The following is an 11972-nucleotide window of genomic DNA, read 5'->3' as shown; positions in this document are numbered from 1 at the left end:
GTCGCCGGTCCCGGACGGCTTCCGTTGGATCAGGGGCACAGCAACTCCCGTGCCGCGAAACTGTCACGGCACGGGGGTGGCGGATCAGGCCGGCAGGGGCATGGTCCGCTTCTTCCAGGCCGAGGCCTGGATCGCCGAGGACTTCACATGCACCAGCACCGGCCGGTCGGTGATGGCGAAGGCCTCGGCCAGCACGGCATCGATCTGGTCCTCGGCGGTGATGGACAGGCCGGCGGCACCGAAGGCCCGCGCCCAGGCGACGAAGTCCGGGTTCACCAGGCTGGTGGCCTGGTCATAGGGGCGGCCGGGGTAGCGGCCTTCGTGATGCATGCCGATCGTGCCGTAGCCGGCATTGTCCGACAGGATGATGACCGGGGCGACGCCTTCGCGCATGGCGGTGGCGATCTCGTTGCCGGTCATCAGGATGCCGCCATCGCCCACGAAGGCGACCGCGCGCTTGCCGGGCCGGCGCAGCGCGGCTGCCACCGCCATGGGCACCGCCGCCCCCATCGCGCCCACGTTCGAGGCAAGGAACATGTGCGTCTGCTTGAACGGGAAGTAGCGGTGCAGGAACGATGAGAAGTTCCCCGCATCCGAGGTCACCGCCGCATCGGCCGGAATGTGCCGCGCCATGGCGGCGCAGACGGCCGCGAAATTCACCCCATCCGGCGTCGCGTCCCATTCCGGCGCCAGCAGGCCGCGATGGATGGTGTTGAGCCCCTTCACCCAGGCCTTGCGCGCGGCACTGGCCTCCGGCGCATTGCGCGCCAGCAGGCCGCGGATGACGGCATGCGGGTCGGCGGCGATCGGCAGGTCCACGCGCCAGACGCGGCCGATCTCGTTGGCATCCGGCCAGACCTGCACCAGCGGCAGTTGCGGGTCGGGCGCGGCGGGGAAGGTGTAGGACTGGCTGATGCTGTCCGACAGGCGTTCGCCCAGGCAGATCATCAGGTCGGACTTCTTCATCTCGTCGAGCAGCGGCTTGGGCACGCGGATGCCCATGTAGCCGCCGTAGTTCTGATGGTCGGCGTCGAACAGATGCGGGCGGCGATGGGTCGGGCTGATCGGCAGGGACCAGGCCTCGGCCAGGCGCTTGAGGTCGGCCAGGCCCTGCTCGCCGGTCGCGGCCATGGCACCACCCACCAGCACCAGCGGGCGCTCGGCATTGGCGATCATCTCCGCCAGCTGGTCGAGGTCCTCGGCGCGCGGGCCGGGCTTGGGCTGGATGCGCGGGGCGACCACGGGGCCTTCGGCGGGTTCGTCGAAGATGTCCTCGGGCAGGATGACAGCCACGGGGCCGGGCGTGCCGGTCTGCGCCAGGTGGAAGGCGCGGGCGATGACTTCGCTGGCCTGGATCGGCTGGATGACTTCGAAGACCGCCTTGGTCACGTCCGACAGCAGGCGGGAATAGTTCTGTTCCTGCAGCGCCAGGCGGCCGACATCCTTGCGTTCCACATGGCCGATCAGGATCACCAAGGGCGTGGCGTCGTGATAGGCCGTGTGCAGCGAGATCATCGCGTTGGTCACACCCGGCCCGCGCGAGACCAGCGCGACGCCGGCGCGCCCGTCGCGCATGCGCCCATCCGCGGCGGCCATGAAGCCCGCACCCCCTTCGTGCCGGCACACCACCAGGCGGATCTGCGGGAATTCGGTCAGCGCATCGGTCAGGCCGAGGTAGGATTCGCCCGGCACGCAATAGATGAGATCGACGTCGTGCGCGGCGAGGCTTTCAGCCAGCAGGTGGCCGACGGTGCGGGTCATGGGGGCGTTTCCTATTGCGGTTGAAGGCCGGCGGCGCGCACCAGCGGGGCGAAGGCGGCGAGTTCGTCGCGCACGAAGGCGGTGTAGGATTCGGGCGTGGTGTCGGGCGGCGCGCCGCCGAGGTCTTCCAGCCGTGCGCGTGTCGCGGGGTCGGTCAGCACCGCGCGGATCTCGCGCGACAGGCGGTCCGTGATGGCTGCGGGCAGGCCGGCGGGGCCGGAGATGCCGAACCAGGCGTAGGAGACGACATCGAGCCCGCCCTCGCGCAGTGTCGGCAGGTCGGGGAAGCCGGCCGCGCGTTCGGCGCCGCTGACGGCCAGCGCGCGCAGCGCACCCGCACGCACATGCGCCCCGGCGGAGGGCAGGCTGTCGAGCATGGCCGGCACCACGCCACCGATCAGGTCGGTCAGCGCGGGTCCGGCGCCGCGATAGGGGATGCTCTCGGTCCGCACGCCGAGCGCGGCCGCGAGCCGCACGCCGGCCAGGTGCGACGATGTCCCGATGCCGGCGACGGCGAAGCGGATTTCCCCCGCCGCGTGCGCGGCCGCCGAGAAATCGGCCAGCGTGCGCACCGCGCTGTTCGGGTTGACCAGCAGCACCGAGGGCGAGCGCGCGATCATCGCGACATGCGTGAAGTCGCGCAGCGCGTCATAGGGAATGTTCGGATAGAGCGCCGGCGAGACGCCATGCGAGGTGGAGGACGACACCACGAGCGCATAGCCATCCGGTTCCGCCCGCGCGACCTGCTGCGCGCCGAGGGTGGCCCCCGCCCCCGCGCGGTTCTCCACCACCACCGGCTGGCCGAGCCGTGCGCCGAGCCGTTCCGCCACGATGCGCCCGACCACGTCGGTGGTGCCGCCGGGGGCGAAGGGCACCACCAGGCGGATGGGGCGCGTGGGCCAGGCGCCCTGCGCGCGCGCGGCCAGCGGCAGCAGGCCCAGCGCGAAGGCGGTGCGGCGCTTCATGCGGCGGGTCTGCGGCATGCCGAGGCGCGGTGGCGGCGTTCGATCATGGACGTGGTCCTCATTCCCTGCCGGCCATCCTGGCGCAACGGCCGACCGCCGCAAGGCGGTGCGATGGTCGGCGCCGGTTCACCAGGTCGCCAGGCGCCGGGGCCGCCCGCGCGGTGGTGCCGTACGCTATTCCACGCTGACCCCGGCGCGGCGCACCACGGGTGCCCAGCGCGCCGCGTCCTCGGCCACGAAGCGGGCGAAGGCGGCGGGGCTTTCGCTCGGTTCGACATCGAGGCCACCGGCTTCCAGGCGCCCGCGGATGGTCGGGTCGTTGATCGCGGCCGTCAGCGCGGCGAACAGCCGCTGCACGCGGTCGGGCGGCGTGCCGCCGGTGGTCAGGATGGCGTACCAGGTGGCGGCCTGGATGTCGGGGAAGCCGGCCTCAGTCGTGGTCGGCAGGTGCGGTATCGCGGCGTTGCGGCGCGGCCCGGCGATGGCCAGCGCACGCACCGTGCCGGCCTGGATCTGCGGCTGCATCGGGGCCAGCGCATTGGTGAAGACCTGGATGCGCCCGGCCACCACGTCGTTCATGGCGGGGCCGGTGCCGCGATAGGGGACGTGCTCCATCTCGGCGCCCAGCACCTGCGTGATCAGCGCGCCGGCGGCATGCCCGGTGCTGCCGACGCCCGGCGAGGCGTAGTTCAGCGGCGGGTTGGCGGCCTTCGCCACCGCCTGCAATTCGCGCAGGTTCGTCGCCTGCACGGACGGATGCACGATGATGACATTCGCGCCGCTGCCGACCATGCCGATCGGCGCGAAGGCGGTGGCGGGGTCGTAGGGCAGGCGGCGGCGGACCAGCTGGTTGATGGTCAGGCTGCCGGAGCCGCCCAGCAGCAGCGTATAGCCATCGGGCGTGGCCTTCGCGACGACCTCGGCGCCCAGCGCGCCGCCGGCGCCGCCGCGATTCTCGATGACCACGGATTGGCCCAGCCGCTGGCCCATGCCCTCGGCGATGAGGCGCCCGACGATGTCGTTCGTGCCGCCCGGCGGCCACGGGATGACCAGGCGCAGCGGGCGGTCTGGGAAGGCCTGGGCCAGGGCGGGCAGCGGCAGGACGGCGGCGAGCGCGAGGACGGCCCGGCGGCCGGGGCGGAACTGGGTCATGGACGTTCCCTTCGTGGCGCCGTCGCGTCCCGGCGCGGCGCATTGGCCGGCAGGCTGGCGGCGACGGGCGGGGCTGTCCAGCCCTGCCGGCAGATGACGCGCCACACCGCCCCAGCCCCGCAGGGTGCCGCCGGCGCCGACCTGGTCCAGGGCAGGTCCCGATCGGCTGGGCGCAGCCGGTCGGGCGAAGGGGCGCGCGGCGACAGCGCTACCGCGCGGCCTTCCTCGCCGCCCACTCCGCCTCGGACATGCGCGGCACCTCGATGCGGTCGGTGGTGCGGGCGTACCAGCCGCGGCCATGCATGCGGCCCACCAGGTCGAGCTTCGGCGTGTCCACGTAGTACTTCGCGGCATCCAGCACGCAGTCGTCGCGGATATCCATGGCCAGCACGCGGCCGAGCACGATGGTGTGGCCGCGCGTGGGGACGAACTGAAAGATCTCGCATTCCAGCGCGATCGGGCTTTCGGCGATGCGCGGCACGGCCACGCGCGTCGAGGGCACGGCGGTGAGGCCCGCTTCCGTGATCTCGCTGATGCCGGGGGGGAAATCCACCGCGGTGATGTTCATGGCATCGACCGTGGCGGCCGAGACCAGGTTCACCACGAACTGCCCGGTCGCCTCGATGTTCGCGAGCGTGTCCTTGGGCGTGCCAGGCTTGCGCGCGGCGCAGCCGATCGCCACCACCACCGGGTTGTCGGAGAAGACGTTGAAGAAGGAATAGGGCGCGGCGTTGACCACGCCGTCGCGGTCCTGGCTGACCACCCAGGCGACCGGGCGCGGCACGACCGAGGCGACGCACAGCTTGTAGGCCTGGTCGTGCGGGATCTTGTCGAAGTCGAACAGCATGGTGGCGTTGTCCTTCAGGCGGCGCGGTGCGGCGGGTTGGTGCCCTTGTTGAGCAAGGCGTCGAGGTTGACGATGCAGCGTTCGCCCATGGCGGCGCGCGTCTCGATGGTGGCGGAGCCGAGATGCGGCAGCAGCGCCACGTTCTCCAGGGCGAAGTAGCCGGGATCGACCTTGGGTTCGGCAGTATAGACATCGAGGCCGGCGGCGCGGATGTGGCCGGACGTCAGTGCCGCGACCAGCGCCTCGTCATCCACCGACGGCCCGCGGCCAGTGTTGATGACGATGGCCCCCTTCTTCATCTTGGCGATGCGCGCGGCGTTCAGCCATTTGCGCGTGGCCTCGCCGCCCGGGACGTGCATGGAGATGACGTCGATCGCCGGCAGGAAGCTGTCCTCGCTCGCGTGGAAGGTCGCGCCCTTTTCCAGTTCGGGCGCGGCGCGCTGGACGTCATGGTAGTGGATGGTCATCTGCATGCCGCGCGCCATGTCGGCCAGCTCGCGCCCGATGCGCCCGAAGCCCAGCACGCCGAGCGTCTTGCCCTGCAAGGTCACGCCCATGAGCTGCGTGGGCGCCCAGCCCTCCCACTTCCCGGCGCGCACCATGCGCTCGCCCTCGCCGGCGCGGCGCGCAGCCATGAGCATGAGCGTGAAGGCGGTCTCGGCGGTGGCGAAGGACAGCACCTCGGGCGTGTGGGTCACGGCGATGCCGCGCGCCTTGCACGCATCCAGCGCGATGTGGTCGGTGCCGACGGAGAAGGTCGTGACGATCTTCACGCTGTCGGGCAGCGCGGCGATGGTGGTCGGATTAATCGGGTCGCCGGCGGCGCAGAGCACGCCGGCGGCGCCCGCTTCCGTCGCGCGGCGCGCGATCTCGGCGCCGTCGCGGAACCACGGGTCGTCGGCCGTGTTCAGCCGCGCATCGAACAGCGATGCCAGGCGCGCCTCGATCTCATCGGGCAGCTTGCGGGTGACGAGGACGACCGGCTTTGCCATGGAACGCTTCCTGCATGATCTCGTTGGGGCCGGGCGGTGGTAGCGCGGCCCGCCGCGTCTTGCCAGGGGGCGACCGAGGGGGCAGGGTCCGGCCCGGTTCCACGGCAATTGAGGAAACGGGCAGATGGATCTTGGTCTGAAGGGCAAGCGCGCATTGGTGATGGGCGGGGCCAAGGGCCTCGGGCGGTCGATCGCGGATGCGCTCGCGGCCGAGGGCGCGGTGCTGACCATCAGCGGGCGCGACGTGGCGGCGATGGAGAAAGCCGCCGGCGAGCTCAAGGCACTGGGCGCGCAGGGCGTGATGACGGTCGCCGCCGATGTGTCCTCCAGCGCCGAGATGGACAAGCTGGCCGATGCCGCCGTGAAGGCGATGGGCGGCGTCGACATCCTGGTGCTGAACCATGGCGGCCCGCCGGTCTGCACCGCCTCCGAAATGACGGAGGAGAACCTGGTCAAGTGGTTCCAGAACATCGTCGTCTCGCCGATCCGCATCACCATGAAGCTGATGCCGGCGATGCGCGCGCAGAAGTTCGGCCGCGTGATCGTGGTGGGGTCGTCGGGCATGCATCACCCGATCCCGACGCTGGCGCTGTCGAACACGCTGCGCGCGTCGATCTGGGCCTGGCTCAAGACGCTGTCGGCCGAAGTGGCGGCGGATGGCGTGACGATGAACATCCTCGCACCCGGGTCGATCCGCACCGACCGCATCACCCAGACCGCCGCGGTGCGCGCCGAGAAGGCCGGCACCTCGGTCGATGCCGAGATCGCGCGCGCGGGCAAGGAAGTGCCGATCGGGCGCGTCGGCGAACCCGGCGAATACGGCCCGATGGGAGCCTTCCTGGCCGGCACCACGGGTGCCTACATCACCGGCACGATGGTGCGCGTGGATGGCGGGCGCGTGCGGAGCATGCTCTGAGAGTCCGGCCGGCCGTGCGCGACCGTCGCGCACGGCTTTCCTGCGAAGGGTGATCCCGATGCTGCCGAACCTGACCCCCGACATGGACCTGGCCGCCGAGCTGTTCGACGGCCTGCGCGCCGGCAGCCGCGACGGGGAGGGCGTGACGCGCGAGGCCTATGGCCCCGGCGAGCGCATGGCCCATGCGCTGGTGCGCGCGGCGGCCGACCGCATCGGGCTCGAGAGCAGCGTCGATGTCGCGGGCAACATGTACATGACGCTGCCGGGCGCGGATCGCGCCGCCAAGCGCGTCATCATCGGCAGTCACCTCGATTCCGTGCGCCAGGGCGGCAACTACGATGGCGCGGCGGGCGTGCTGGCGGGCATGGCGACGGTGGCGGGGATGAAGCGCGCGGGCTTCACCCCCGGGCGCGACATCACGGTCATGGCGATCCGCGCGGAGGAAGCGGGCGCCTGGTTCCCGGTCTCCTATCCCGGGTCGCGCATGTCGCTGGGGCTGATGAAGCCGGATGGCCTGGCGATCGCGCGGCAGGATTCCGGGCGGTCGCTCGCCGACCACATGCGCGAGGAAGGCTTCGACCCCGATGCGGTGGCGCGCGGCGAGCACGCGATCGGCCCGCACAACGTCGCCGCCTTCCTGGAACTGCATATCGAACAGGGGCCGGTGCTCGATACCGAGCAGGTGCCGATCGGCATCGTCACCGGCATTCCCGGCAGCCGCCGGCTGCGCGCCGCGCGGGTGGTCGGCGAATACAACCATTCGGGCGCCACGCCGCGGAAATACCGCCGCGACGCCGCCGCCGCCCTGGCGGAACTCGTGCACCGCATGGATGAGGAATGGTGCCGGCTCGACGCGCTCGGCCATGTGCTGGTCTGCACCTTCTGCACCATGGCCACCACGGCCGAGGCCGGCTTCACCAAGATCGCCGGCGAGGCGACCTTCTCGCTGGATGTGCGCAGCGTCAGCCCGCGCGCCTGCGACCTGATGTTCGAGGCGCTGCACCGCTTCATCGCCGAGATCGAGGCGCGCCACGGCGTGCGCTTCGACTGTGGCCAAGAGACCGGCTCGCGCGCCGCCATCATGGACGAGGGCATCCGCGCCGGGCTGAAGCGCGCGGCCGATGGCCTGGGCATCCGCCACCTGGACATCGGCTCGGGCGCCGGCCACGACGCGGCCGCCTTTGCCGAGGCGCGCGTGCCGTCGAGCATGATCTTCGTGCGCAACCAGCACGGCAGCCACAACCCGAAGGAGGATATGCGCATGGAGGATTTCGCGGCCGCCTGCGCCGTGGTGCAGAAGTGGGCGGCGCAGGCCGCGCAGTAGCATCGCCCGCGGCTTCCGATGGGTGCAGGCCTGCGGCGTCGTCGCGGTCGCCGGGGACGAGCCGCCACTGTCCTCGGCCTGCCCCGCCCCAGGCCGTTGCAGCGGTGACGATGCCGCCCTTTGCATGACCCATGCGCCGCGCTGCATGCTGCTGACCGACCTGCCGGTCCGCCTCGTCTGAACCTCCCTTGGCGCGCGCCGTGCATGGCGCGCAGGCCCTTTCTCAGGAAGCATGACCTCCGACATGTCCAAAGCACGCCTGGCCGTCGATATCGGCGGCACCTTCACCGACCTCGCGATCGAACTCGGCGACCAGCGCTGGACCACCAAGGTGCTGACCACGCCCGCGGCACCCGAGAAGGGCGTGCTGGAAGGCGTCGCCCAGGTGCTGGCCAAGGCCGGCATGGCGCCGGCGGATCTCTCGCTGGTCATCCACGGCACGACGCTCGCGACCAACGCCATCATCGAGCGCAAGGGTGCCCGCACCGCGCTTCTGACGACGGATGGTTTCCGCGACGTGCTCGCGCTGGCGAATGAGGCGCGCTACGACCAGTACGACCTCAACATCGACCTGCCGCAGCCCCTGGTGCGCCGGCGCTGGCGCGTGGGCGTGCCGGAGCGGCTCGACAATACCGGCAAGGTGCTGGTGCCGTTGGACGAGGCCGCGTTGCGCGCGCAGGTGGAATTCCTGAGGGGCGAGGGGATCGAGAGCCTGGCGATCGGCTTCCTCCATGCCTTCGTGAACCCGGCGCATGAACGCCGCGCCGCCGAGATCGTGCGCGAGATGTGGCCGGGCATGGCGGTCTCGCTGTCCTCCGAGGTTTCGCCCGAGATGCGCGAATGGGAACGGTTCAGCACCACCGTGGCCAATGCCTATGTGCAGCCGCTGATGGCGACCTATCTCGGCCGGCTCGAGACCGGGCTGCGTGCGGCGGGCGTGGCCTGTCCGCTGTTCCTGATGCTGTCGGGCGGCGGGCTCACCACCATCGAGACCGCGTCGCGCTTCCCGATCCGCCTGGTGGAATCCGGGCCGGCGGGTGGCGCCATCTTCTCGGCCTTCGTCGCCAAGCAGCGCGGCTTCGACAAGGTGCTTTCCTTCGACATGGGCGGCACCACCGCCAAGGTCTGCCTGATCGACGAATTCGAACCCCAGGCATCGCGCACCTTCGAGGTCGCGCGCGTCGGCCGCTTCAAGAAGGGCTCGGGCCTGCCGCTGCGCATCCCGGTGATCGAGATGGTGGAGATCGGCGCCGGTGGCGGGTCGATCGCGCAGGTCGACAGCATGGGCCGCATCCAGGTCGGGCCGGAATCCGCCGGCGCCGATCCGGGGCCGGCCTGCTATGGCCGCGGCGGCACGCATCCGGCGGTGACCGATGCCAACCTCGCGCTCGGCCGCTATGAGCCGGACCTGTTCGCCGGTGGCTCCCTGCGCCTGCATCCGGTGCAGTCGCGCGCCGCACTTGCCGAACATGTCGGCGGCAAGTTGGGCCTGTCGGCCGACATGGCGGCGCTCGGCGTGGTCGAGATGGTCGACGAGAACATGGCCAATGCCGCCCGCGTCCATGCCATCGAGAGCGGCAAGGGCTATGAGGGCCGCGTCATCATCGCCTTCGGCGGCGGCGGGCCGGTGCATGGCTATCGCGTGGCGGAGAAGGTCGGCGTGAAGCGCATGCTGGTGCCTTCTGGCGCCGGCGTCGGCTCCGCCATCGGCTTCCTGCGCGCGCCGGTGGCCTATGAGGTGGTGAAGTCGCTGTATCAGCGCTTCGGGACCTTCGATGTCGCGGCGGTGAACGGGCTGCTGTCGTCGATGTCGGCGGAGGCGACGGAGGTGGTCGCGAAGGGCTCCTACGGTGCGGCCATCGAGGAAACGCGCCTGGCCTACATGCGCTACGTCGGCCAGGGCCACGAGATTTCCGTCCCGTTGCCCACGCGCGCGCTGACGCATGACGACGTGGCGGAGATCCGCGCGCATTACGATGCGGAATACACCCGCTTCTACGACCGCCCGGTGCCGGGATCGGATGTCGAGATCCTGTCCTTCGCGGTCACCGTCCGCACGGTGGAAGCCGCCGTCGAACCCGCCGCGCCGGTGCAGTCGGCACCCGCGCCGAAGCCCGTGCGCCATCACACGGTGCGCGACACCGCGACCGGCGAAGTGGCGGAATGGCCGGTCTATGATCGCGACGGCTTCGTCCCGGGGTCGGCCATCCATGGCCCGGCGATCGTGGCCGAGGCCGAGACCAGCACGCTGGTCGGGCCTGGCTGGAATTGCCGGATGGACGGGCTGGGCTACCTGGAACTGACGCAGGAGATCGCACGATGAAGGAAACCGGCGCGCTGGCGCAGATCCAGCGGCAGATCCAGTGGAACCGCCTGATCGCCGTGGTCGAGGAACAGGCGCAGACCATGATCCGCACCGCCTTCAGCACCACGGTGCGCGAGGCGGGCGACCTGTCGGCCGGCATCTTCGACCTGCAGGGGCGGATGCTGGCGCAGGCGGTGACCGGCACGCCCGGCCATGTGAACTCCATGATGGAAAGCGTGGGTCACTTCCTCGCGAAGTTCCCCGCGCACACCATGCAGCCGGGCGACCACTACATCACCAACGACCCGTGGCTCGGCACCGGGCACCTGCATGACCTCACGGTCGTCACGCCCGCCTTCCGCAAGGGCAAGATCGTCGGGCTGTTCGCGAACACGGCGCATATCATCGACATCGGCGGGCTCGGCATGGGGCCGGAGGGGCGGTCGGTCTTCGAGGAAGGCCTCTATATCCCCATCGTGAAGTGCTTCGACCGCAACGTGCCGAACGAGACCTTCTTCGATTTCATCCGCGCGGGCTCGCGCACGCCGGTGGAACTGGAAGGCGACATCTACTCCCTGTGCGCCTGCAACGACGCGGGGGCGAAGCGGCTGGTCGAGATGATGGACGAGTATGAGATGTCCACGCTCGATGACCTGGCGCAGTACATCTTCGATGCCAGCCTGCGCGCGACGCTGGCGGAGATCGCCAAGCTGCCGCGCGGCACCTTCAGCGGGTCGATCAAGTCCGACGGCTACGAGGCGCCGGTCACGCTGCAGGCCGCGATGACCATCCACGCCGACCGGATCGAGGTCGACTACGCCGGCACATCCGGCCTGTCGAACCGCGGCATCAATGTCCCGCCGGCCTATTGCCGCGCCTATTCCTGCTTCGGGATCAAGTGCGTGGTCGCGCCCGAGATCCCGAACAACTGGGCTTCGCTCTCGCCCTTCCACATGATCATCCCGGAAGGCTGCATCCTGAACGCGCCGCGGCCCTATCCGGTCAGCGTGCGGCATGTGGTGGGCCAGCTGCTGCCCGACCTGATGATGGGCTGCCTGCACCAGGCGGTGCCGGGGCGGGTGAATGCGGAAGGCTCCTCCGCGCTGTGGAACCCGCCTTTGCGCGGGGGTTCGCAGGTCTCCGGCCAGGCGGCGGAGACCGAGGATTTCGAGATCATCACCTTCAATTCCGGCGGTACCGGCGCGCGGCCGGGCAAGGACGGGCTGGACGGCACGGCCTTCCCCTCGGGCGTGCGGACCATGCCGGTGGAGGCGACCGAGAATGTCGCGCCGGTGATCTTCTGGCAGAAGCAGCTGCGCCCTGATTCGGCCGGCGCCGGCCGCACGCGCGGCGGCTTTGGCCAGGTGATGGAGATCGGTGCGAAGGGCGATGCCGAATTCGCCGTGAACGCCATCTTCGACCGCGTCGCGAATGCGCCCAAGGGCCGCGAGGGCGGCGGCGAGGGCGCGGCCGGCTGGGTCGGCATGAACGACGCCAACGGCACGGTGCTGCGCACCAAGGGCTTCCAGGTCATCCCGAAGGGTCGGCGCCTGCTGCTGAAGCTGCCCGGCGGCGGCGGCATGGGCCGCCCGCAGGACCGCGACCCCGCGCTGGTGCAGCGCGATGTCGAGGACGGGCTGGTCAGCCCCGAGGCCGCGCGCACCGTCTACGGCGTGAAATGAAACAGGCGGGGAGGGCGCGAACCCTCCC

Annotated in this window: 9 protein-coding genes; 4 read left to right on the top strand and 5 right to left on the bottom strand. The window is 70.8% G+C overall.

Going from position 1 to position 11972, the window contains the following annotated elements; translation table 11 throughout:
• Positions 1 to 84: 84 nt before the first annotated feature.
• From LQ222_RS06105 to LQ222_RS06085, 5 genes are all read right to left on the bottom strand, one after another.
• Complete coding sequence (locus LQ222_RS06105; RefSeq protein WP_230165152.1) at positions 85 to 1761, bottom strand: thiamine pyrophosphate-dependent enzyme; 1677 nt, start codon at positions 1759 to 1761, stop codon at positions 85 to 87.
• An 11-nt stretch (positions 1762 to 1772) separates the two neighbouring features.
• Positions 1773 to 2726 (bottom strand): tripartite tricarboxylate transporter substrate binding protein, encoded by a 954-nt coding sequence (locus tag LQ222_RS06100; RefSeq protein WP_230165151.1) that lies wholly within the window; start codon positions 2724 to 2726, stop codon positions 1773 to 1775.
• 174 nt (positions 2727 to 2900) lie between these two features.
• Complete coding sequence (locus LQ222_RS06095) at positions 2901 to 3878, bottom strand: tripartite tricarboxylate transporter substrate binding protein (protein ID WP_230165150.1); 978 nt, start codon at positions 3876 to 3878, stop codon at positions 2901 to 2903.
• A 208-nt stretch (positions 3879 to 4086) separates the two neighbouring features.
• Positions 4087 to 4725, bottom strand: a complete 639-nt coding sequence (locus tag LQ222_RS06090) for a flavin reductase family protein (RefSeq protein ID WP_230165149.1) — start codon at positions 4723 to 4725, stop codon at positions 4087 to 4089.
• A 14-nt stretch (positions 4726 to 4739) separates the two neighbouring features.
• A complete protein-coding gene (locus LQ222_RS06085; RefSeq protein ID WP_230165148.1) occupies positions 4740 to 5717 on the bottom strand; it encodes a D-glycerate dehydrogenase in 978 nt (325 codons plus the stop codon).
• Between the two features lie 124 nt (positions 5718 to 5841).
• On the opposite strand from LQ222_RS06085, the gene LQ222_RS06080 reads away from it, so the two are divergent.
• From LQ222_RS06080 to LQ222_RS06065, 4 genes are all read left to right on the top strand, one after another.
• Entirely contained in the window at positions 5842 to 6633 is a 792-nt protein-coding gene (locus LQ222_RS06080) for an SDR family oxidoreductase (protein WP_230165147.1), read from the top strand.
• A gap of 58 nt (positions 6634 to 6691) precedes the next feature.
• On the top strand, positions 6692 to 7957 hold the full coding sequence (locus tag LQ222_RS06075; RefSeq protein ID WP_230165146.1) for a Zn-dependent hydrolase: 1266 nt from the start codon (positions 6692 to 6694) through the stop codon (positions 7955 to 7957).
• 244 nt (positions 7958 to 8201) lie between these two features.
• The gene (locus LQ222_RS06070) at positions 8202 to 10280 is read left to right on the top strand and encodes a hydantoinase/oxoprolinase family protein (RefSeq protein WP_230165145.1); all 2079 of its coding nucleotides are present in this window, start codon (positions 8202 to 8204) and stop codon (positions 10278 to 10280) included.
• The gene (locus LQ222_RS06065) at positions 10277 to 11944 is read left to right on the top strand and encodes a hydantoinase B/oxoprolinase family protein (RefSeq protein WP_230165144.1); all 1668 of its coding nucleotides are present in this window, start codon (positions 10277 to 10279) and stop codon (positions 11942 to 11944) included. The genes LQ222_RS06070 and LQ222_RS06065 overlap by 4 nt, the downstream gene beginning before the upstream one ends.
• Positions 11945 to 11972: the final 28 nt, after the last annotated feature.

The organism is Roseomonas sp. CECT 9278, from assembly GCF_918698155.1.
In the GTDB taxonomy this organism is placed as follows: Bacteria; Pseudomonadota; Alphaproteobacteria; order Acetobacterales; family Acetobacteraceae; genus Neoroseomonas.
The sequence above is the reverse complement of the archived record's forward strand: the minus strand, read 5'-3'. Positions and strand labels throughout refer to the sequence as shown.